The 22,649-nt window shown below is 72.7% G+C and carries 13 protein-coding genes; 9 read left to right on the top strand and 4 right to left on the bottom strand.

Annotation, left to right across the window (positions count from 1 at the left end):
• Positions 1-324: 324 nt before the first annotated feature.
• From ACIA73_RS05965 to moeZ, 4 genes are all read left to right on the top strand, one after another.
• Positions 325-1,494: a hypothetical protein gene (locus ACIA73_RS05965; RefSeq protein ID WP_399437056.1), complete on the top strand. Its 1,170-nt coding sequence runs from the start codon at positions 325-327 to the stop codon at positions 1,492-1,494.
• A gap of 343 nt (positions 1,495-1,837) precedes the next feature.
• Positions 1,838-2,845 carry an NAD-dependent epimerase/dehydratase family protein gene (locus ACIA73_RS05960; RefSeq protein WP_399437055.1) on the top strand — a complete coding sequence of 336 codons (1,008 nt, stop codon included), beginning with the start codon at positions 1,838-1,840 and terminating at the stop codon, positions 2,843-2,845.
• Positions 2,833-3,645, top strand: coding sequence for a spherulation-specific family 4 protein (locus tag ACIA73_RS05955; protein WP_399437054.1), 813 nt, complete (start codon positions 2,833-2,835; stop codon positions 3,643-3,645). Before ACIA73_RS05960 ends, ACIA73_RS05955 begins: the two co-directional genes overlap by 13 nt.
• 78 nt (positions 3,646-3,723) lie before the next feature.
• On the top strand, positions 3,724-4,902 hold the full coding sequence (gene moeZ / locus ACIA73_RS05950) for an adenylyltransferase/sulfurtransferase MoeZ (RefSeq protein ID WP_399437053.1): 1,179 nt from the start codon (positions 3,724-3,726) through the stop codon (positions 4,900-4,902).
• A gap of 100 nt (positions 4,903-5,002) precedes the next feature.
• Here moeZ and ACIA73_RS05945 read toward each other — a convergent pair whose 3' ends face one another.
• The 3 genes from ACIA73_RS05945 to ACIA73_RS05935 form a co-directional block, all read right to left on the bottom strand.
• Positions 5,003-6,619 (bottom strand): alpha/beta fold hydrolase, encoded by a 1,617-nt coding sequence (locus ACIA73_RS05945; protein WP_399437052.1) that lies wholly within the window; start codon positions 6,617-6,619, stop codon positions 5,003-5,005.
• A 108-nt stretch (positions 6,620-6,727) separates the two neighbouring features.
• Positions 6,728-8,296, bottom strand: a complete 1,569-nt coding sequence (locus ACIA73_RS05940) for an alpha/beta hydrolase (protein ID WP_399437051.1) — start codon at positions 8,294-8,296, stop codon at positions 6,728-6,730.
• 102 nt (positions 8,297-8,398) lie between these two features.
• Positions 8,399-11,146, bottom strand: coding sequence for a lysylphosphatidylglycerol synthase domain-containing protein (locus tag ACIA73_RS05935; protein WP_399437050.1), 2,748 nt, complete (start codon positions 11,144-11,146; stop codon positions 8,399-8,401).
• Between the two features lie 182 nt (positions 11,147-11,328).
• Between ACIA73_RS05935 and ACIA73_RS05930 the strand changes: the two genes are divergently transcribed.
• The 5 genes from ACIA73_RS05930 to nudC all read left to right on the top strand — a co-directional run bounded on the left by ACIA73_RS05930 (position 11,329) and on the right by nudC (position 22,178).
• A complete protein-coding gene (locus tag ACIA73_RS05930; protein WP_399437049.1) occupies positions 11,329-11,823 on the top strand; it encodes an MGMT family protein in 495 nt (164 codons plus the stop codon).
• A gap of 499 nt (positions 11,824-12,322) precedes the next feature.
• Positions 12,323-15,661, top strand: coding sequence for an ATP-dependent helicase (locus ACIA73_RS05925; protein ID WP_399437465.1), 3,339 nt, complete (start codon positions 12,323-12,325; stop codon positions 15,659-15,661).
• A 127-nt stretch (positions 15,662-15,788) separates the two neighbouring features.
• Positions 15,789-19,616: a UvrD-helicase domain-containing protein gene (locus tag ACIA73_RS05920; protein ID WP_399437048.1), complete on the top strand. Its 3,828-nt coding sequence runs from the start codon at positions 15,789-15,791 to the stop codon at positions 19,614-19,616.
• A 10-nt stretch (positions 19,617-19,626) separates the two neighbouring features.
• Positions 19,627-21,024 (top strand): dipeptidase, encoded by a 1,398-nt coding sequence (locus ACIA73_RS05915; protein ID WP_399437047.1) that lies wholly within the window; start codon positions 19,627-19,629, stop codon positions 21,022-21,024.
• Between the two features lie 266 nt (positions 21,025-21,290).
• The gene (gene nudC, locus ACIA73_RS05910) at positions 21,291-22,178 is read left to right on the top strand and encodes an NAD(+) diphosphatase (RefSeq protein WP_399437464.1); all 888 of its coding nucleotides are present in this window, start codon (positions 21,291-21,293) and stop codon (positions 22,176-22,178) included.
• A 192-nt stretch (positions 22,179-22,370) separates the two neighbouring features.
• Here the strand turns inward: nudC and ACIA73_RS05905 are convergent, their stop codons facing one another.
• Positions 22,371-22,628, bottom strand: coding sequence for a glutaredoxin domain-containing protein (locus ACIA73_RS05905; RefSeq protein WP_399437046.1), 258 nt, complete (start codon positions 22,626-22,628; stop codon positions 22,371-22,373).
• Positions 22,629-22,649: the final 21 nt, after the last annotated feature.

Here is a 22,649-nt window from a genome sequence, read left to right as displayed (position 1 = left end):
GGAGAGCGGACGGGCCGAGGTCATCGGCACCCTCGCCGTGGTGGTCGGCCCGGAGCCCGAACTCCCGCTTCCGGAGCACCCTTCGGATCCGGAGGAGCGGATGGCCGGCGTGGACACCCGGATGACCGGCCTCGACGAGCAGATGTCGGGCCTGGGCGTGCGGATGACCGGCCTGGAGTGGCGCGTCGCCGACCTGGGCGAACAGCTCTCCGCCTTCGACGCGCGGATGTCCGGCCTGCCCACGCCCGTGCCGCAGACCCGATCCGGCAGCACCACCCGCCCCACCCCGTCCGACACCACCGATCCCGTACGGGAGGTACGCCCATGACCACGCAGACCGCGGATCCGACGACCCCGGCCCACGGCACCGACCTCTCCGGGAGGACCTCAACAGCCGTATCCAGCACCAGGGTTGAAGCATCCCCCAGCCCCGGTGCGCGCAGGGCCGGCCCCGCCGATCCGGTCCGGGTGCTCATGCACCGCCACCGCGAACTCTGCGAACGGGCCGTCGACCCACTGGAGATCGCCGCCGGACTCGAAGCGCACGGAGTCACCGATCGCACCGCGGCCCGCTTCCGCCACCGGGACGTCTTCTCGCTCGCCGAGGAACTGTTCGCACGCGTCCCGCGAGCGGACGAGGACGACGTACCGGCGCACGCCCCCGCCAACCCCGCGCACGACGGCGCACTTCCCACCGCCTGGGCGGCGTACGCGATGCTGCCGGGTGCCCTGTGCGCCCTCACCGTGCTCGGCGCGGAGCAAGCGGCGGACGGCCTGCGGATCGCCGTCATCGCCCTCGGCGCGCTCGCCACCGCCGCCGCCCTCCTGCTATGCCTGCGGCACGGACCACTGCGCGCCGACGGATACGCACCCTGGACGCGCACCGGCTGGCTGCTCCTCTACGCGGTGCTCGGCGACGGCGTGGTGACCCGCCTGCTCGGCGAGGGCCCGCTCTGGGCACCCGCGCCGGCGGTGCTGGTCGGGCTGGCCGCGGCGCTGGCCCCCGCCGCCTGGTGCGCGCGGCTGCTGACCGTACAAGCGCACCGCAGACTCAGCGTCAGCCGGGGCACCGAGGACTTCGGGGCCGCCGTACGGCCGCTGCTGTTCGGGGTGTTCGGGCTCTACGCGGTGGCGCTGACGGTGCTGCTGTACGCGGCGGCCCGGCTCGGCTTCGGCGGGAGCTTCGCGCTCTCCGCGCTCGCGGTGGGAGCGCTGCTCTTCCTCGCCAGACTGCTCGCCGTGCACGGGCTGCCCGACGCGGGCTCCACGGGACTCACCTTCGCGTGCGCCGCCGAAGTCACGGTGCTCGGCTGCCTGCTGGCGTCCCGGCTGCCCGGGTGCGACGCGCTGGCCGAACCGGTGCGGGCCGTCGTGCGGGAGTGGGGTGCGGGAGCCGTACCCGCCCTGGCCTGCGGAGCCGCCGCACTGGGACTGCTCGGCCATGCGGCGGTCGCCCTCTCCCGGGCCTCCGCGCACGCGGAGCGGCGCGACTGACCGAAGCGGACCCGCGCCGTGACCGACCGGCGGTCCCCGTGCCGTGAAAAGCCCGGACTCCTGCCTTCCGGCCCCCCAGGCCCCCCAGGGCCCCTCAGGACCCAGGACCCCTCGGGACCCCGTCCTTCCGTCCTGACCCGAACTCCGGTTGCCGCGAAGCCGACGCCGCGGCAACCGGTTGCACCACCCCAGCCCCTTCCTGCCCACCACCGACCCCACCCGCAGCGACACCCGCAGCCACAGCCGCACCCGCACAACACCCTCAAGGAGAACGTCACATGACCCCCCCACCCCCTCTTTCCGTGCAGCCCGTGCGCGTCCGTCGGCACCGAGGGGACGCACGATGAGGGTTCTGCTGCTCGGCGCCAACGGATACCTCGGCCGCTTCGTCGCGGACCGCCTCCTCGCCGACCCCGCCGTCCAGCTCACCGCCCTCGGGCGCGGCGACGACGCGGACGTACGGTTCGACCTCGCCACCGGCAGCCCCGGAGCACTCACCCGCTTCCTGGACGCCGTGCACCCCGGAGTTGTCGTCAACTGCGCCGGGGCCACCCGGGGCGGCGCCCGCGACCTCACCCGGCACAACACCGTCGCCGTCGCCACCGTCTGCGAGGCACTGCGCCGCAGCGGCTGCGGGGCCCGGCTGGTCCAGCTCGGCTGTGCCGCCGAGTACGGGCCCTCGCAGCCTGGCTCCTCCACGGCCGAGGACGCGGTGCCCCGGCCCGGTGGCCCCTACGGCGTCAGCAAGCTGGCCGCCACCGAACTGGTCCTGGGCTCCGGCCTGGACGCGGTCGTCCTCAGGGTGTTCTCACCGGTCGGGCCCGGCACCCCTGCCGGATCCCCGCTCGGCCGGCTCGCGGAGGCGATGCGCCGGGCGATGCAGTCCGGCGACGGTGAGCTGAAGCTCAGCGGGCTCGCCGTGCAGCGCGACTTCGTGGACGTACGGGACGTGGCCCGCGCCGTGCACGCCGCCTCGTTGTCCGCGGCGCAGGGCGTCGTCAACATCGGCACCGGACGCGCGGTCCGGCTGCGCGACGCCGCCGCCGTCCTCGCCCGGGTCGCCGGATACGGCGGCGCACTCCACGAACTCGACGCCCCGGGCGGCTACTCCAACTCCGCCGCCGCCAGCGCCGCCGTCCGCAACGGTGGGGTGCCCACCATCGGTGCCCCCCGCCCCTCGGACGCCCTCACCGAGCACCTCGGCGCGGCCCCGTACCCCTACCCGGACGGCTGCGGCTCCTGGCAGCAGGCCGATGTGCGCACCGCCCGCGACCGGCTCGGCTGGCGGCCCCGGATCAACCTGGAGGAATCCCTCGCGGACATCTGGATGGAGGCGGCGTGCCGCATCTGACCACCTCCGGCGCCGTCCGCCCCGCCATAGGGGCGGACCGGCTCGGGATCGGCGTCCCGGGCTATGCACACCCGCTGCTCGCGCCGGTGGAATGGGCTGAATTGCTCCGGTTTTCCCGGCTGTACGCAGCCGGGGCCGGGCACTCCGCCCCACTGCACTGGACCGTTCTCAATGTCGCCGAGGGCCCCGGTGCCCGGCCCGACCCGCACTGCCTGGAAGCGGTGGGGCGGCTGCGGAACGCGGGGCTCAGGGTGCTCGGGCATCTCGATATGACGTACGGGGCGCGGGAGTTCGGGGAGCTGATCTCGGACGCCCGGAACTTCCTTGACTGGTACCGGGTCGACGGGTTCTATCTGGACCGCTGTCCCGGCGAGCGCGAGGAGCTGCCCGCGACCCGGCGGCTCACCGAGACGCTGCGGACCGTGCTCCACGGGACGGACGCCCTCGACGGGGGCCGCCTGGTGCTCGGGCACGGCACCCATCCGTTCGCCGGATTCGCCGAGACGGCCGACCAGTTGGTGACCTTCTCCGGGCCCTGGACCGACTACCGGTGGTCCCAGGCGGCGCCCTGGACGGCCTCGTACCCGGCCTCCCGCTTCTGCCACCTGGTGCACGGGGTACCGCGCACCCATCTGGAGGAAGCGCTGCGGATCGCCCGCTGGCAGGGCGCCGGAACGATCTGGTTCACCGACCGGACCGACCGGGACAGGGCGGGTGACCAGGTGGGGAGCCCCTGGGAGGGGTTGCCCGGCTACTGGGACGAAATCGTCTCGCGTATCGGACCGGGTGTCTCGGAATGAGAAGGGGCGTGGCAGTGTTACGGGAAATACCAACCTCTTGAACGCCCCCGCACGAGCGGGGATGACCCTGGAGTTTTCGTGTCGCTGCCACCCCTGGTCGAGCCGGCTGCCGAGCTCACCGTCGACGAGGTCCGTCGGTACTCCCGCCACCTGATCATCCCGGACGTCGGGATGGACGGGCAGAAGCGCCTGAAGAACGCCAAGGTGCTCGCCGTGGGCGCCGGCGGTCTCGGGTCTCCCGCTCTGATGTACCTGGCTGCCGCCGGAGTCGGCACGCTCGGCATCGTCGAGTTCGACGAGGTCGACGAATCGAATCTGCAGCGCCAGATCATCCACAGCCAGGCCGACATCGGCCGCTCGAAGGCCGAGTCCGCCAAGGACTCGGTCCTCGGTATCAACCCTTATGTGAACGTGGTCCTTCACGAAGAGCGGCTTGAGGCCGAGAACGTGATGGAGATCTTCTCCCAGTACGACCTGATCGTCGACGGCACCGACAACTTCGCCACGCGCTACCTCGTCAACGACGCGTGCGTGCTGCTGAACAAGCCGTACGTCTGGGGCTCGATCTACCGCTTCGACGGCCAGGCCTCGGTCTTCTGGTCCGAGCACGGCCCCTGCTACCGCTGCCTCTACCCGGAGCCGCCGCCGCCGGGCATGGTTCCCAGCTGCGCCGAGGGCGGCGTGCTCGGCGTGCTCTGCGCGTCGATCGGCTCGATCCAGGTCACCGAGGCCATCAAGGTCCTGACCGGCGTGGGCGACTCGCTGGTCGGTCGGCTGATGATCTACGACGCTCTGGAGATGCAGTACCGCCAGGTCAAGGTCCGCAAGGACCCCGACTGCGCGGTCTGCGGCGAGAACCCGACCGTCACCGAGCTCATCGACTACGAGGCCTTCTGCGGCGTCGTCTCCGAGGAGGCCCAGGAGGCGGCGGCCGGTTCCACGATCACTCCCAAGCAGCTCAAGGAGTGGATCGACGCCGACGAGAAGATCGAGATCATCGACGTCCGCGAGCCGAACGAGTACGAGATCGTCTCGATCCCGGGCGCCAAGCTGATCCCCAAGGGTGAGTTCCTGATGGGCACCGCCCTGGAGAACCTGCCGCAGGACAAGAAGATCGTCCTGCACTGCAAGACGGGCGTCCGCAGTGCGGAGGTCCTGGCGGTCCTGAAGTCGGCGGGCTTCTCCGACGCGGTGCATGTCGGCGGCGGCGTGATCGGCTGGGTCCACCAGATCGAACCGGAGAAGCCGGTCTACTAGACCCTTTTCTGGACCTCCTTCCGTTACGCCGAGGGGCTGGGTGGCCGGTGCGGCCGCCCAGCCCCTTCGCGCGCGTCGGGCGCTGGGAACAGGCCGGGCGCTAGGAACAGACGGTGCCCGGCGCCGGTATTTTCCCGTCCAGGAAGTACCCGTCCACGACCCGTGCGACGCAGGCGTTGCCCGAGGGGTAGGCCCCGTGCCCCTCGCCCTTGTACGTCAGGTGCACACCGACCCCCTTGCCCAGTTCCTCCGCCATCTTCAGCGACCCCTCGAACGGTGTCGCCGGGTCTCCCGTGCCCCCGACGACCAGGATCGGCGCCGCCCCCGGGGCCGACACCTCCGGTGTGTCATGGGCGCCCGGCACCGGCCAGGAGGCGCACCAGCCCGCCAGGTCCCAGGCCAGATAGGGGCCGAAGGCGGGGGAGACCTTCCGGAAGTCCGCCAGATGGCGCGCGCGGACCTGGTCGGCGGTCACCCGGCCCCTGGTGTCCGCGCAGGAGATGGCCCGCTGCGAGTGGTGCGCGGTGCTGTAGTGCCCCTGCCCGTCACGGTCGTTGTACGAGTCGGCCAGCCGTAGCAGCGGGCCGCCGTCGCCCGCCTCCGCCGCCGCCAGTGCCCGGGTGAGGGCGGGCCAGCTCGCACGGCTGTAGAGCGGGGCGATGATGCCGGTGAGGGCGAGGCTCTGGGTGAGCTCGCGTCCGTCGCCCGAGCTGCCGGTGGGCAGCGGCGCACGGTCGAGCCGGTCCAGGAGTCGCACCACGCGTGCGGTGCCTGTTGCGGGCGGCGTACCCCCGCTGCGGAAGTAGTTGTCCAGGGCCCGCTGGAAGCCGAGGGCCTGGTTGCGGGAGTGGCCGACGAGGCCGGTGGAGGGGTCGACGACCGCGTCCAGGGTGAGGCGGCCGACCTTCCTCGGGAACAGGTGGGCGTAGACACCGCCCAGTTCGGTGCCGTACGAGAAGCCGAAGTAGTGCAGCTTCTCGTCGCCGAGGGCCTGGCGGAGCACGTCCAGGTCGCGGGCGGCGTTGGTGGTGCCGACGTGCGGGAGGACCTTGCCGGAGCGCCGCGCGCAGCCCGCGCCGAAGGCCTTGGCGTCGTCGAAGTACGCCTCTTCCTCGGCCGGGGTGTCCGGGGTGGAGTCCAGGGCGAGCGAGGCCTCCGTCGCCCGGTCGTCCCGGCAGACCACCTCGGAGCTCTCCGCGACCCCGCGCGGATCAAAGCCCACCAGGTCGTACCGTCCGCGCAGCTTGCCGAACAGATCGCTCATGGCGGGCAGCGAGGCCACTCCGGAGCCACCGGGGCCGCCGAAGTTGAACAGAAGCGAGCCGATCCGTTGCTCGGCCCCACCGGTCGAGCGGGTCCGGATCAGCGCGATGCCGAGCGTCTCGCCCGCCGGTTTCGCATAGTCCAGGGGGACCTTGGCGGTGGCGCAGCTCCACTCGCCGCCCGGTGCCCGCGCGTCGCTGCCGTTCGCCTTGACCGGGGCCGCGCAGTCCTTCCAGGCGAGCTTCTGGCCGGTGAGCGCGGCGGGCAGGGAGGACTCGCGGTCCGGGGCGGGCGGTGGTCCGGTGGCGGTCCGCCCGCCGCCGGCCCCTGCCGACGGGGAGGCCGGGCCCGCGTCCGTACCCGGTCCCGGACTGCACCCGGCGATGGCGACGGCCAGAACCGCCGCCACCGCCAGCGCACTTGACCTTGCGAAACCCGCCCCGCGCCGACCCATGACCGGCCCCCCGTCAGTCGTCTCCCCGCACCTGCCCCGAGATCGAAAGCAAGTACCCATACTTTAGAGGCGACCACTGACAGTGACGGAACGGGTGACGGAAAGTCGCTACTCGCAGACCTTTCCGGCCGCCGGAACCTTTCCCTCCAGGAGATAGGAGTCAACTGCCGTCTTCACACACTTACTTCCGCCGTTGTACGCACCGTGACCCTCGCCCCGGTAGGTCAGCTCGACGCCGACGCCCTTGCCCAGCTGCTGCGCCATCTTCCGCGCACCCTCGTAAGGCGTCGCCGGGTCACCGGTGTTGCCGATGACCACGATCGGCGCCGCACCCGGGGCGCTCACGTCCGGGGTGTCCCACTCGCCGGCCACCGGCCAGGTCGAGCAGCCGGACAGACCCCAGGCCAGGAAGCCGCCGAAGACGGGGGACGCCTGACGGAACTCGGGGACCTTCGACTTGGCGTACGCGAGGTCGTCGCGCTCCTTGGAGTCCACGCAGTTGATCGCCGCGTTGGCCGCCCCGATGTTGCTGTAGGTGCCGTCCTGGTTGCGGCCGGCCATGGAGTCGGCCAGGACCAGGAGCAGGGAGCCGTCGCCGCCGTCCGCCTCGTCCAGGCCCTGCTCCAGATAGGGCCAGAACTCCTTGGAGTAGAGCGTCTGGACGATGCCGTTGGTGGCCTGGCTCTGGGTCAGTTCGCGGCCGTCGCCGCCCGGGATCGGCTTCTTGTCCAGGCGTTCCAGCAGCGCGACGATCCAGGCCTCGATCTCCTTGGGCGTACTGCCCTCCAGCTTGCAGGCGTCCCCGCGCGCCACACAGTCCTCGGCGAAGTTGTTCAGGGCCAGCTGGAAGCCCTTGGCCTGCCCCAGCGACCCCTGCTCGGAGGTCTGGGTGGGGTCCACCACCGCGTCGAAGACGGCCCTGCCGACCTTCTGCGGGAACAGATGGGCGTAGACGCCGCCGAGTTCGGTGCCGTACGAGATGCCGAAGTAGCTGAGCTTGTCGTCGCCGAGGACCTGGCGCATCAGGTCGAGGTCCTTGGCCGCGTTGACCGTGCCGACGTACGGCAGCACCGCCCCGGAGTTCTTCTCGCAGGCGGCGGAGTACTTCTTGAGGCTTTCGCCGTAAGCCTTCTCCTCGGCGGCGTCGTCGGGGGTCATGTCCTCGGCGTAGTACGCGTCCAGGGCCTTGGCGTCCAGGCACTCGACCGCGGCGCTGCGGCCCACTCCGCGCGGGTCGAAGCTCACCAGGTCGTACCGCGCACGCAGCTCGGCGTAGTCCTTGGCCGCGCTCGGCAGGGTGGTCACCCCGGAGCCGCCCGGTCCGCCGAAGTTGAAGATCAGTGAGCCGATCCGCTTGTCCTTGTTGGCGGCCGCCGCCCGGATCAGCGCCAGTTCGACGCGCTCGCCGTCCGGTTTCGCGTAGTCACGCGGCACCTGCATGGTGGCGCACTGCCAAGCGGTGCCGTCCGGCAGCGGCGTGGGCGCCCCTCCGGCGCCCTGGGCGGGGCTCGGCGCCGGGCAGTCGTCCCAGTTCAGTTTCTGGGTGGCGAAGTCCTGCTTCTTGTCACTCTCGCCGTTGCCATTGCCGTCGCCTCCGTCGGAGCAACCCGACAGGGACAGCAGTACGGCGGCGGAGACAGCCAGCGCCGGGGCGCGCAGTGCGGAAGGGGTAGGCATGCACTCCATCGTGCGCCGTCCGCACCTGGACCGCGCGCGCCGGGGTCCAAGCGGGTGCCCGGTGGAGTGCGGCAGCTGGAGCCCGCCACCGTACGGGAGTCCCTACAGCGCGCCCTTGCGGGTCAGTGAGTTGAAGCAGAGCCAGCCGGGCAGCACCGGCAGATAGAACGTCAGCAGCCGGAACAGCAGCACCGCGGGAGTGGCGACGTCCGGCGGCACCTGAGCGACCGACAGCGCGGTGACCAGTGCGAACTCGACCGCTCCGATGCCGCCCGGCGTCGGTACCGCCGAACCGGCCGCATTGGCCGTCAGGAACACCACGGCGACGGTGGCGTAGCTGAGGTTGTCGACCTGGTCGCCCCCGAAGGCCCGGATCGACGCGTCCAGACACATGACGAACACGATCGTCAGCAGCACCATGCCGCCGATGCCGGTGGCCAGCTTCTTCGGCCGCTGGAGCACGTCGAGCATGCGGGGGACCACACCGGCGAACAGCGAACGCAGCCGGGTGACGATGAACTTCCGCAGGAACGGCACCGCGGTGACGATCATCGCCAGTACCGCCGCCGTCAGCAGTCCCGCGATCACCGTCCGGGACGGGTTCTCCCAGGAGGTCTGCTCGGTCCCGGTCACATAACCGAAGATCATCAGCAGTCCGATGTGGCTGGCCAGCCCGAACAGCTGGGACGCGCCGACACTCGCCACGGCGAGCCCGGGACGCACCCCGGCCCGTTGCAGGAAGCGGGTGTTGAGCGCCACACCGCCGATGGCGGCCGGTGCCACCAGCTTCACGAACGACCCGGCCACCTGCGCCTTGACGGTCTGCCAGAAGGACACCTTCTCCGGCACGAAACCCAGCAGGCTCATCGCCGCCGCCACATAGCTGAGCACCGAGAACAGTGCCGCCAACGCCACCCAGGCCCAGTTCATCGACGCGAAGGCGCTGGTCATCGGAGTCTTCAGGAGGGTGGAGACCAGGACGTACATGGCGAAGGCGCCCGCCAGCATGCTGATCAGCGTGCGCGGCTTGACGCGCTCCAGCCGGACCGCCTCGACCGGTGCCTGGGGGCGGATCAGCAGCACCTGATGGCGGATCTGCGTCAGCAGGTCCTCCTCCCTGGCCTCCTCCAGCGCCTCGTCGATGGCCTCCTTCTCGGCCTTCTTCTCGGCGCGCACGGCCTTGCGCCCCGGTGCGTTCGCGGCGTCGCCCTTCTCGCGCGCCCTGGCCTCCTTGGCCGCCTCGGACGCCTCGATGACCGCCTCGCGCTCGCGCTGCGCCCGCTCGCGGCCCAGCTTGCGCAGGGTGGCCCGGGTGGTGCGGCTCAGCGCGATCGGCTGGAGCAGCGGAAGGCTGTCGGCGACGGTGTCGGGGCCCAGTACGTCGACGGCCGCCGACACCGCGCGCTCGGCGCCCACCCGCAGCCCCAGCGTCGTCAACAACTGGGCCACGTCCATCCGCAGCACCACATCACCGGCGGCGATCTCACCGCCGCGCAGATCGGTAAGTATCACCGTGCCGGAACGATCCACCAGAATCGCGTCGCCGGCCAGTCTGCGGTGCGCGATCCGCCGCGACTGGAGTGCCTCGACCTGCCGCCAGGCGTCCCGCAGCAGTTCGTCGGTGATCTCCTCGTCGGGCAGCGAGTCCAGGGTGTGGCCGCCCAGGTGTTCGTACACCAGCATCACGGCGTCCGGGCCGAGCTCGGAGGTGGCGATCAACTTGGGGGCGTTGGCACCGGCTGCGATGGCGGCGTACGCGAGCAGCGCCTCCTGTTCCAGGGCCTGGCGCAACGACTGGATGGAGCGGCGCTGGCTGATGCTGCGCAGGGTGAGCCGGCGCCAGACCCGGTAGAAGAAGCCGTGCGCCTGCTGCTCGCGGTCGACGACCGTGATGTCGAGTGGAGGGCCGTCCTCCAGGGTGACGATGTAGCGCCGTCCCCGGTCGCCCTGCTCGGAGGACTCCTGGGAATCGTCGGCGCGCATCGCCGTCAGCGGGTGGAAACCGACGTGGCGCAGCCCCGCGAGGAGGGTCTGGCCGGTGGGGCGGACGTTGGGGGAGCCGACCGCGTAGAGCGTCGCGTAGGCGACCGTCCATCCGATCAGGACGGTCACGATGATCGACAGCGGAGTGGTCTGGCCCCCGACCAGTACCGCGAAGGCGTTGAGCAGCAGCACCGCCCACAGGGCGACCCGCCAGCGCGGCCTACGGGCCATGCCGACCGCCGTCATGTACGCGATCACCGGCGCCAGATAGCCGTGCACCGGGTCGGTGAGCTGCCCGCTGTCGTCGGCGGCGACCCGGGTGAGGGCCTCCCGGATGGCCTCCGGGGCGGGCCCGGAGACCCAGAGGTCGGTGGCCAGCGCGACACCGTGGGCGAGGACGGCGGCCAGCACGCCGTCGGCGATCCGCAGTCCGTCCCGCTTGATCAGCCGCTCGATGGCGAAGCCGACCGGGAGGATCAGTACGGCGATGCTGGAGATCAGACCCGCCAGCCGGACGAAGACGACCGGAGTCTGCTTGGTCCCGTCCAGGATGTCCTGCTCCAGGCCGGAGGCGGTGCCGTGGGCGAACGCCGCCAGCGCGATCACACAGGCGATGGCGAGCAGACCCGAGAGGAGCCGGACCAGGTCGGCGGGTCGGTGCACCCGGGCGGCGAGCAGCGGCTCGTCCCCGGAGACCCGCTCCACATGCCCCTCCTCCGACAGGTCCGAGGAGCCGCCGTGCTTGTCCAGGACCACCTGGGTGGCGCCGGTAACGGGCTCGTCCGAGGCCTGCCGGTCGGTCGCGGGGGCGTCCGGATCAGGGTGTGGGACGGCGTCAGGAGCGCCTGCCGCCGGTCGAGGCTGCACGTCCTGCTCCTTCGTCGTGGTCTCTTCGTTCTCTCGGATCACCAGTCACCGCCCGCACGATGGTGGCACGACCCGCCGGCGCGCGAGGCTCCCAGGGTGCTACGCGGGCCATCGCGCCGCTCACCGTACGTGTTCGTACAGCGCGCGGACCATTGTCGGTGGTGTGGTGCAGGATGGGCCGGATGAGCGACGAACCTGCGGCGAGCGAGCTGCTTTCCGAGTACGCGGAGCGGGTGCTGGCCGTCGCGGAGCGGATACCGCCGGGCCGGGTCATGACGTACGGGGACGTGGCGGAGTGGCTCCGGGACGAGGGGGAGGCAGGCGGCGGTCCGCGTCAGGTCGGCCGGGTGCTGGCGCTGTACGGGGGCGCGGTGCCGTGGTGGCGGGTGGTCCGCTCCAACGGCCATCTGCTGCCGGGCCACGAGCTGCGGGCCATGGAGCAGTACCGGGCCGAGGGCACCCCGCTGCGCACCGCCGGACGCGGCACCGAGGGCCACCTGCCGCGCCTCGACATGCGGCGGGCCAGGTGGGACGGCGGGGGCGGCCCGGACGACGGCGCGGCCGGTCCCGGCGGCGGCTTGGGAGGCGACGGCACGCACGGCGACGGCACGCACGGCGACGGCACGCACGGCGACGGCTCGAACGGCGACGGCTCGGAGGGCGGCCGCCGGCCCTGAGGCGGCTGCCGGTGCGTGGCGGGTGGTACGGCTCACACTGTCCAGCTTCCGCCATCGCGCGCCGGTCGGGGCGGTGCGAGGACCGTACGGAGTAGGGGGCGCGGGGAGGGGGCGCGGAGGGCGGGGGAGGTGCGGGGAGTGCGGAGCCGCTGCGTCCAGTACGGCACCTGGCGTAGCGTCGACAGCACGCGGTACGTCCGGCACGCGCACCGCAGCGGCCGCGTACCGCACGGCCGCCCTGTGCGCCCGTACCGGCACAGCCGCCCGCTTTACCCGCACCGTCACCTCCGTACGTCCGCAGCGCACCGAAACCCCCAGAGCCAGCACCGCACCGTCACCCTCCACGGCCGCAAGGCGACCAGCACACCACCCACCAGGACCGGCGATCCACGTGAGCACCTCCCTCTCCTCGGGCCCCACGGGCAACCCAGGGACCTTCCGGCAGCGGCCGCACCAGCCCTACCGGCAGCGGCGGCAGGGGACCCCGGGCGCGTACCGACTGGTCCGTACCGCTCCGGGACGGGTGGACCCTCCTCTGCTGGACGCACACCAGCGTGCGGTGGTTGACCACCCCCACGGACCGCTGCTCGTCCTCGCCGGACCCGGCACCGGCAAGACGACCACTCTCGTCGAGGCCGTCGCCGCCCGGATCGCCGCCGGAGCCCGCCCCGAACGCCTGCTGGTCCTCACCTTCAGCCGCAAGGCCGCCGTCGAGCTCCGCGACCGGATGGCGCTGCGCCTGGGCGACCGGCAGGCCCCGCAGGCCACCACCTTCCACTCGTTCTGTTACGCCCTGGTCCGCGCCCACCAGGACAGCGACCTCTTCAGCGAACCCCTGCGCCTGCTGTCGGGTCCCGAACAGGACGTGGCCGTGCGCGAGCTGCTGGCCGGCGAGATGGACCTCGAAAAGGCCGGGCTCGCGCACGTCAGCTGGCCCGACGAACTGCGCGCCTGCCTCACCACCCGCGGCTTCGCCGACGAGGTCCGCGCCGTCCTCGCCCGCACCCGCGAACTGGGCCTGGGCCCCGGCGCCCTGCGCGACTTCGCGCACCGGATCGGCCGCCCCGACTGGAAGGCCGCCGCCACCTTCCTCGCCGAGTACCTCGACGTCCTCGACATGCAGGGAGTCCTCGACTACGCCGAACTGGTCCACCGCGCGGTCCTGCTCGCCGAACGCGAGACCGTCACCGGCCGCCTCGCCGCCTCCTACGACGCGGTCTTCGTCGACGAGTACCAGGACACCGACCCCGCCCAGGTCCGCCTGCTGCACGCGCTCGCCGGATCAGGCCGCACCCTGGTGGCCTTCGGCGACCCCGACCAGTCGATCTACGCCTTCCGGGGCGCCGACGTCGGCGGCATCCTCGACTTCCCGCAGGCCTTCCGCCGCATAGACGGCGGCCCGGCCCGCGTCGAAGTCCTCACCACCTCACGCCGTTCCGGCGACGCCCTGCTGGCCGCCACCCGCCTGCTCACCCGCCGGATGCCGCTGACCCGGCTGCCCGCCGCGGCGGTGCGCGCGCACCGCGAACTGGCGGCGGTCAGGGAGGGCGGGCACGTCGACGTCCGCACCTACCCGACGGCGGGCGCCGAGCTGGACAACGTGGCCGACATCCTGCGCCGGGCGCATCTGGAGGACGGCGTTCCGTGGAGCGAGATGGCGGTTCTGGTACGTGCCGGTGGGCGCACCATTCCCGCGGTGCGCCGCGCGCTGACCTCCGCCGGCGTACCCCTTGAGATCGACGGCGACGACCTCCCGCTGCGCCACGAGCCCGCGGTGACACCGCTGCTGACGGCGCTGCGCGCGGTGGCCCGGGCGGCGGTGGAGGGGGCACCCAGGACGGTGTTCGGGGCGGAGACCGTCGAGTCCGGTGTGCCCGCAATGGCGCTTGGGGCGGAGGTGGTTGACGAGTTGGGTGTGCCGGTAGATACGGAGGGTGGAGCGTCCACCGCGCGCGTATCCGGCTGGCTCGGCACCGAGACCGCCATAGAGCTGCTGTCCTCGCCGCTCGGCGGCATGGACGCCGCCGATCTGCGCCGCCTCGGGCGGGCCCTGCGCGACGAGGAGCGGGCCGCCGGGAACCAGGTGCCGCCGCCCTCCGACGTACTGCTCGCACAGGCACTCGCCGAGCCCCAGCGGCTCGCCGCGCACGACCCCGCGTACGCCCGCGGGGCGCAGACGCTCGGCACCCTGCTGCGCAAGGCGCGTGAACTCCTCGAAGGCGGCGGCACCGCCGAGGAGGCACTCTGGGAGCTGTGGGACGGCACCAACTGGCCGGGCCGGCTGGAGCGTTCCGCGCTGCGCGGCGGACCTGCCGGTCGCAACGCCGACCGGGACCTGGACGCCGTGTGCGCCCTCTTCGAGACGGCGGCCCGCGCCGAGGAGCGGTCCGGCGGGCGGGGTGCGCTCAACTTCCTGGAGGAGCTGGACGCCCAGGACATCGCCGCCGACACCCTCGGCCGGCGCACCGTACGGACCGAAGCGGTACGCCTGATGACCGCGCACCGCTCCAAGGGCCTGGAGTGGCGGCTGGTCGTCGTGACCGGCGTACAGGAAGGTCTCTGGCCCGACCTGCGCCGCCGCGGCTCCCTCCTGGAGGCCGACCGGATCGGCCGCGACGGACTCGCGGAACCGCTCACTCCGGGAGCCCTGCTCGCCGAGGAACGAAGGCTCTTCTACGTCGCCGCCACCCGCGCCCGCGAACGGCTCGTCGTCACCGCGGTGAAGACCCCCGCGGACGACGGCGACCAGCCCTCACGCTTCCTCACCGAGCTGGGGGTCGAACCGCGCGACGTGACCGGCCGCCCCCGCCGCCCCCTGGCCGTCTCCGCACTCGTCGCCGAGCTCCGTGCCACCACCGTCGACCCCGACGCCTCCGACGCCCTGCGCGACGCCGCCGCCCGCCGTCTCGCCAAGCTCGCCGCGCTCAGCGACGACAACGGGCTGGCGATGGTGCCCGCCGCCCACCCCGACAACTGGTGGGGCCTCAACGAGCCGACCCACAGCGCGGTCCCGCTCCGCGACCGCGACCGGCCCGTCGCCCTCTCCGGCAGCGCACTCGACCAACTCGCCAACACCTGCTCCCTCCAGTGGTTCCTGGGCCGCGAGGTCAAGGCGGACGCGCCGTCGACCGCCGCCCAGGGCTTCGGCAACGTCGTGCACGTGCTGGCGGACGAGGTCGCTTCAGGGCGTACGCCCGCGGATCTCGCCGTACTGATGGAACGCCTGGACTCGGTGTGGGACGCGCTCGCCTTCGAGGCACCCTGGAAGTCCCGCCAGGAGAAGGAGAACGCGCGGGTCGCGCTGGAACGCTTCCTCCAGTGGCACGTGACGGACCGGGGCGGACGCACCACCGTCGCCACCGAGCACGACTTCGACGTGACGCTGGAGGCGGGCGGCGCGTACGAGGTCCGCATCCGGGGGTCCATGGACCGCGTCGAGACCGACGCCCGGGGCCGGGCGTACGTCGTCGACTTCAAGACCGGCAAGTCGGCGCCGACCCGCGACGAAGTGGCCCAGCACCCGCAGCTGGCGGTCTACCAGCTGGCGGTACGGGAGGGGGCGGTCGACGAGGCGTTCGGCGGCCGGCGCCCGGAGCCCGGCGGCGCCGAACTGGTCCAGCTCCGCCAGAGTGCCGCCAAGAAGGACGGCGGCGAAGCCCTCCCCAAGATCCAGGCCCAGGAGCCGCTCTCCGGCGAGTGGGTCGGCGACCTGCTGGCCACGGCGGCCGGCCGGGTCCTCGACGAGCGGTTCGCCCCCACCACAGGAACCCAGTGCACCCACTGCGCCTTCCGCGCCTCCTGCACCGCCCAACCGGAAGGCCGCCAGGTAGTGGAGTAGCCCCCGGGCCGGGGCCGCGTCCCCCTCCCCGTCCCGGCCGCCCACAGGTCCCGTTCACCCCCCAAGAAACCCCAGGTCAAAGCCACACCACCAACCCCTGTCAGTACCCCCCGATACCCTTCTCAAGGTGACCACCCCCCTCACCGACCCCGAGCAGCTCAAACAGCTCCTCGGTATCCCCTTCACCCCGGAGCAGCTGGCGTGCATCACCGCACCCACCGCCCCGCAGGTCATCGTGGCCGGGGCCGGGTCGGGCAAAACCACGGTGATGGCCGCCCGCGTGGTCTGGCTGGTGGGCACCGGCCGCGTCGCCCCCGAACAGGTCCTCGGCCTCACCTTCACCAACAAGGCCGCCGGCGAGCTCGCCGACCGCGTCCGCAAGGCCCTGATCGACGCCGGGATCACCGACCCCGACGCCATCGACCCGGGCAGCCCGGCCCCCCATGAACACCCCATGGGCGAGCCCCGCATCTCCACCTACCACGCCTTCGCCGGCCAGCTCCTCACCGACCACGGTCTGCGCATCGGCCTGGAGCCCACCGCCCGGCTCCTCGCCGACGCCACCCGCCACCAGCTCGCCGCCCGGGTCCTGCGCGAAGCCCCCGGCCCGTACCCCGCCCTCACCAGGTCTTTCTCCACCCTGGTCAGCGACCTCCTGGCACTCGACTCGGAACTGGCCGAGCACCTGGTGACCTCCGACACCCTCCGCGCGTACGACACGGAACTCCTGCACACCCTGCGAAACGCCAAGCTGTCCAACGACGACCTGCGCAAGGTCCCCGAAACCGCCGTCGCCCGCAGGGAACTCCTCGACCTGACCGTCCGTTACCAGGACCAGAAGAGCCGCCGGGACCTCCTCGACTTCGGCGACCAGATCGCGCTCTCCGCACGGCTCGCCGCCCTGCCCGAGGTGAGCGCGGCACTGCGCGGCGAGTTCCGGGTCGTCCTGCTCGACGAGTACCAGGACACCTCGGTGGCCCAACGCCTGCTCCTGGCCGGTCTGTTCGGCGGCGGCACCGGTCACCCGGTGACCGCGGTCGGCGACCCCTGCCAGGCCATCTACGGCTGGCGCGGCGCCTCCGTCGCCAACCTCGACGACTTCCCCGAGCACTTCCCGCACGCCGACGGCCGCCCCGCCGAGCGCTACTCGCTCAGCGAGAACCGCCGCAGCGGCGGCCGCCTCCTCGACCTCGCCAACGGCCTCGCCACCCCCCTGCGTGCCATGCACAGAGGCGTCGAAGCCCTGCGCCCCGCCCCCGGCGCCGAGCGCGACGGCACCGTCCGCTGCGCCCTGCTCCCCACCCACTCCGAGGAGATCGACTGGCTCGCCGACTCCCTCGCCCACCTGGTGCGCACCGGCACCGCGCCCGGTGACATCGCGGTCCTGTGCCGGGGTGCGCGCGACTTCCCCGAGATCCAGGCGGCGCTGGTGGCCCGCGACATCCCGGTCGAGGTCGTCGGCCTGTCAGGGCTGCTGCACCTGCCCGAGGTCGCCGACCTGGTCGCGGTCTGCGAAGTACTCCAGGACCCGGGTGCGAACGCGTCGCTGGTACGTCTGCTCACCGGCCCCCGCTGGCGGATCGGCCCCCGCGACCTGGCCCTCCTCGGCCGCCGTGCCCGGCTGCTCGTGCACCGGGGGAGCGGCGCCGACGAGGACCCCGACCGCAGGCTGGCCGAGGCGGTCGAGGGGGTCGACCCGTCCGAGGTGATATCGCTGGCCGACGCCCTGGACACCTTCCTGGAATCCGTGGGGGACGCGGACGACGGGCTGCCGTTCTCGGCCGAGGCGCGGGTGCGGTTCGCCCGCCTGGCAAGGGAGTTGCGCGAGCTGCGCCGCTCGCTGGCCGACCCGCTCATGGACGTACTGCACCGCGTCCTGCACACCACCGGCCTGGAGGTCGAGCTCTCCGCCTCCCCGCAGGCCCTGGCCGCCCGCCGCCGCGAGACGCTCAACAACTTCCTCGACATCGCGGCCGGGTTCGCCTCCCTCGACGGCGAGGCCACCCTGCTCGCCTTCCTCGGCTTCCTGCGCACCTCCGCCCAGTACGAGAAGGGCCTCGACAACGCGCTCCCCGGCGGGGAGAACACCGTCAAGGTCCTCACCGCGCACAAGTCCAAGGGCCTGGAGTGGCGGGTGGTCGCTGTCCCCGGCCTGGTCAGGGGCGACTTCCCCGGCGACAAGGCCCGCGACTCCTGGACCTCCCAGGCCAAGGTCCTCCCCCACGCCCTGCGCGGCGACGCCCAGACGCTCCCCGACGTCGAGGCGTGGGACGCCAAGGGCATGAAGCTCTTCAAGGAGCGGATGAAGGACCACCAGCACACCGAGGAACTCCGGCTGGGGTACGTCGCGTTCACCCGCCCCCGCGATCTGCTGCTCGGCTCGGGCCACTGGTGGGGGCCCAGCCAGAAGAAGCCGCGCGGTCCCTCCGAGTTCCTCGACGCGCTGTACGAGCACTGCGTGGCCGGACACGGCGAGATCGAGGTGTGGGCGGAGGAGCCGGCCCCCGACGAGGGCAACCCGGCCCTGGCCGAATCCGCCATCGACCGGCCGTGGCCGCTTCCGCTCGACCGCCCCGCCCTGGCCCGGCGGCGCCGGGCGGCCGACCAGGTGCTGGCTCACCTGGACTCCCTGCGTGGCACCCCGGAACTCCCTCCGGAGGCGGAGGCGGCGGCCCCGGAACCGGCGGCCTGGGAGGAGTGGATTCCGCAGGAGGGCCCCGAGGGACCCGAGGACCCGGAGGCCTGGGAGAGCCAGGACGAGGCCCCCGGGGCGGGGGAGTGGGAGAGCCTGCTGACGGCACGACCGCAAGCGCGTCCGGAGCCGCCGGAGAGCTGGGCGGTGCCGGACGGAACCCCGGAGCCGGACGGGACCTCGGAGCCGGGCGGGACCTCGGAGCCGGGCGGGACCTCGTGGCCGGGCGGGACCCCGGATCCGGACGGGACCCCGGCCACCCACCCGGCGGACGCCTCCGCCCCGGACGCCTTGATCCCGGGCGCCTCCGCACCCGACGCCGCCCGGCCGCACGGTGCCGCGCACGGCGACGCTCCCGCCGACCCACAGGGCGCCCAGGAGGAGGCGCGCGGCGGGGCACCCTCCGATGCGGCCCCCGATGCCGATGAAACGGCGCCCTCCGGCGCCCGGGCCGCCGCCCCCGGTGCCCGCGCCCTCACCCCCGAGGAGGCTCGGGCTGTTGACTCGTGGGACCGGGATCTTGACGCTCTGGCGAGTGAGTTGCGGCGGGCGAGGGCCACCACCCGGGAGGTGCCCGTGCCGCCCGCGCTCTCGGCCACTCAGCTGATGCGGCTGGCCGCCGACCCGGACGGGTTCGCGCAGGAGCTGGCCAGGCCGATGCCCCGGCCGCCACAGCCCGCCGCCCGGCGGGGTACGCGGTTCCACGCCTGGGTGGAGTCGCGGTTCGAGGAGCTGCCGCTGCCCATGCTCGGGCCCGAGGAGCTGCCCGGCGGGGACGAGGACGACGTCGAGATCGCCGACGAGCGCGACCTGGCGGCGCTCAAGGAGGCGTTCGAGCGGACCGAGTACGCCCGCCGCACCCCGTACCGCACGGAGACCCCGTTCCACCTCACCCTCGCGGGCCGGGTGATCCGCGGCCGGATCGACGCCGTGTACCGGGACGAGGCCACCGGGACGTACGAGATCGTCGACTGGAAGACCAGCCGGACCAGGGCCGCCGACCCCCTCCAGCTGGCGATCTACCGGCTGGCCTGGGCCGAGCTGCACGGACTGCACCCCGAAGAGGTGCTCGCCACATTTCTGTACGTCCGCAGTGGCGAGTCCGTCCGCCCGCAGCGGCTGCCCGGCCGCCCGGAGCTGGAGCGCATCCTGTCCGGGGAGCCGGACGACGGCGTACGCGTGCGCCGCGAGCCTGCCCAGGCACCCCCGCCGGCCGGCCCCCCGACCAGGGCACCGGACGTCACACCCCCGCCGGAGAGTTAGGCTCAAGGTCATGAGCGACACCCCGGACAGCGCCGTCCGTACGTACATCGACCAGCACCGCGACGCCTTCCTGGCGGACCTCGCGGAGTGGCTGCGCATCCCCTCCGTCTCGGCCCAGCCCGAGCACGCCGAGGACGTACGGCGCAGTGCCGAGTGGCTGGCCGCGAAGCTCAAGGAGACCGGCTTCCCGGTCGCCGAGATCTGGCCCACGAACGGTGCTCCGGCGGTCTTCGCCGAGTGGACCTCCGGGGACACCGACGCCCCGACCGTGCTGGTCTACGGGCACCACGACGTACAGCCCGCCGCCCGCGAGGACGGCTGGCACACCGAGCCGTTCGAGCCGGTCGTCCTCGACGGCCGGATGTACGCACGGGGCGCCGCCGACGACAAGGGCCAGGTGTTCTTCCACACCCTGGGCGTCCGCGCGCACCTCGCCGCGACCGGCCGCACCGCCCCCGCCGTCAACCTCAAGCTGCTGATCGAGGGCGAGGAGGAGTCCGGCTCCCCGCACTTCCGCGCCCTCGTCGAGCAGCAGCGGGAGCGCCTCGCCGCCGACGCGGTGATCGTCTCCGACACCGGCATGTGGTCCGAGGACACCCCGACCGTCTGCACCGGCATGCGCGGCGTCGCCGACTGCGAGATCACCTTCCGCGGCCCCGACCAGGACATCCACTCCGGCTCCTTCGGCGGCGCGGTTCCCAACCCCGCCACCGTCGCAGCCCGGGTGGTCGCCGCCCTGCACGACGAGGACGGCCACATCACCGTCCCCGGCTTCTACGACGGCATCGCCCCGCTCACCGACCGCGAGCGCGAACTCTTCGCCGAGCTGCCCTTCGACGAGGAGAAGTGGCTGCGCACGGCCAAGTCGTACGCCACCCACGGCGAAGCCGGGTACTCCACCCTGGAGCGCATCTGGGCCCGCCCGACCGCCGAGGTCAACGGCATCGGCGGCGGCTACCAGGGCCCCGGCGGCAAGACCATCGTCCCGTCGTCGGCCGAGCTGAAGCTCTCCTTCCGGCTGGTCGCGGGCCAGGACCCGGACAAGATCGAGCAGGCGGTACGGGAGTGGATCGCGGCCCGCGTCCCGGCCGGCATCCGCCACGAGATCGTCTTCGGCGCGGCCACCCGCCCCTGCCTGACCCCGCTCGACCACCCCGCCCTCCAGTCCGTCGTACGGGCCATGGGCCGGGCCTTCGGCCGGCAGATCCGCTTCACCCGCGAGGGCGGATCGGGACCGGCCGCCGACCTCCAGGACGTACTCGACGCACCCGTCCTCTTCCTGGGCATCTCCGTCCCGTCCGACGGCTGGCACGCGCCCAACGAGAAGGTCGAGCTGGACCTGCTCCTCAAGGGCGTCGAGACCACCGCCTACCTGTGGGGCGACCTCGCCGCGCAGGGCAAGGGTTGAGAAGCGCCACGCAGCCGAGCAGCAGCCCGCACCGAACCACCGCTGAGCAGATCAGAAACCCGATCCACCCGGGGGAGTTGGAAGCACCTGTGAGCACCAGCACCAGTACCGCCGCCACCGACGGCACCAACAACACGAACAACGCCGACAGCACGAACAACACCGGCGACGCCGACAGCACCAACAACAGCAGCACCGGCAGAACCAGCGGTGACCCCGGCGTCCACGCCCCGGACCGCCCCCTCGCCCTCGCCGCCGCCAGTGGCATCGACCGCGCCGCCCACCACCGCATGGACGAGGCCTGGCTGGCCGCCGCCTGGAGCCACCCCTCCACCCGCGTCTTCGTGGTCTCCGGCGGCCAGGCGCTGATCGACGACACCGCCGACGGCCGCACCGCACTCGTGATGACCCCGGCCTTCGAGGCCCCCCTCACCGAGACCCACCGCTACTTCCTGGGCACGGACGAGGAGGGCGTCAGCTACTTCGCGCTGCAGAAGGACTCCCTGCCAGGCCGCATGGACCAGTCCGCGCGTGCCGCCGGGCTGCGCGAGGCGGGCCTGCTGCTCTCCCCCCGTGACGCGGGCCTGATGGTCCACGCGGTCGCCCTCGAAAACTGGCAGCGCCTGCACCGCTTCTGCTCCCGCTGCGGCGAACGCACCGTCATCGCCGCAGCGGGACACATCCGCCGCTGCCAGGCCTGCGGCGCCGAGCACTACCCGCGCACCGACCCCGCCGTCATCATGCTGGTCACGGACGACCAGGACCGCGCGCTCCTCGGCCGGCAGGTGCACTGGCCCGAAGGCCGCTTCTCGACCCTGGCCGGTTTCGTCGAGCCGGGCGAGTCCATCGAGCAGTCGGTGGCCCGCGAGGTCTTCGAGGAAGCGGGCGTCACGGTCGGCGACGTCGAGTACATCGCCAGTCAGCCGTGGCCCTTCCCCTCCAGCCTGATGCTCGGCTTCATGGCCCGCGCCACCAGCTACGAGATCAATGTCGACGGCGAGGAGATCGAGGAGGCCCGCTGGTTCTCCCGTGACGACCTCACCGCCGCCTTCGCCTCCGGCGAGATCCTGCCGCCGTTCGGCATCTCCATCGCGGCCCGCCTGATCGAGCTCTGGTACGGCAAGCCGCTGCCGAAGCCGGTCCGCGCGGCCTGACCGCCTTCTCGGGTACGTCCGCGCAGCCGCGACCCGCGCAGGCCGAGGCCCGCAGGCAAAGGCCCGCATGCAAAGGCCCGCAGGCAAGGAGCCCCGCAGGCCGAGAGCCCCGCACGCAAAGGCACCCGCACGCGAAGAACCGCCGCCCGTTTCGCCGGGGCGGCGGTTCTTTCGCTCACTTCACTTGCCTGGTCAGGCCGCGGCCAGCGCCTGCTTGACCTGCGCGAGCGAGGGGTTCGTCATGACCGACTCGGTGCCCGCCTCGGACACCACGAGCAGCGTCGGGACGGTCTGGTTGCCACCGTTGGCCTTCTCCACGAACGCGGCCGAATCGGCGTCGTGCTCGATGTTGACCTCGTTGTACGCGATGCCCTCGCGGTCCATCTGGCCCTTCAGGCGGCGGCAGTAGCCGCACCAGGTGGTGCTGTACATCGTTACGGTGCCCGACATGTCCCTCTTGCTCCTCTGCTT

Source organism: Streptomyces sp. NPDC051561 (assembly GCF_044454195.1).
In the GTDB taxonomy this organism is placed as follows: Bacteria; Actinomycetota; Actinomycetes; order Streptomycetales; family Streptomycetaceae; genus Streptomyces.
This window is presented reverse-complemented; position numbering and strand designations above follow the sequence as displayed.

What these genes read in the sequence shown, in the direction of transcription:
- ACIA73_RS05965 (WP_399437056.1), top strand. Translation starts at nt 325, where the DNA reads ATGACCACGCAGACCGCGGATCCGACGACCCCGGCCCACGGCACCGAC.
- ACIA73_RS05960 (WP_399437055.1), top strand. Translation starts at nt 1,838, where the DNA reads ATGAGGGTTCTGCTGCTCGGCGCCAACGGATACCTCGGCCGCTTCGTC.
- ACIA73_RS05945 (WP_399437052.1), bottom strand. Translation starts at nt 6,619, where the DNA reads ATGGGTCGGCGCGGGGCGGGTTTCGCAAGGTCAAGTGCGCTGGCGGTG.
- ACIA73_RS05940 (WP_399437051.1), bottom strand. Translation starts at nt 8,296, where the DNA reads ATGCCTACCCCTTCCGCACTGCGCGCCCCGGCGCTGGCTGTCTCCGCC.
- ACIA73_RS05930 (WP_399437049.1), top strand. Translation starts at nt 11,329, where the DNA reads ATGAGCGACGAACCTGCGGCGAGCGAGCTGCTTTCCGAGTACGCGGAG.
- ACIA73_RS05915 (WP_399437047.1), top strand. Translation starts at nt 19,627, where the DNA reads ATGAGCGACACCCCGGACAGCGCCGTCCGTACGTACATCGACCAGCAC.
- ACIA73_RS05905 (WP_399437046.1), bottom strand. Translation starts at nt 22,628, where the DNA reads ATGTCGGGCACCGTAACGATGTACAGCACCACCTGGTGCGGCTACTGC.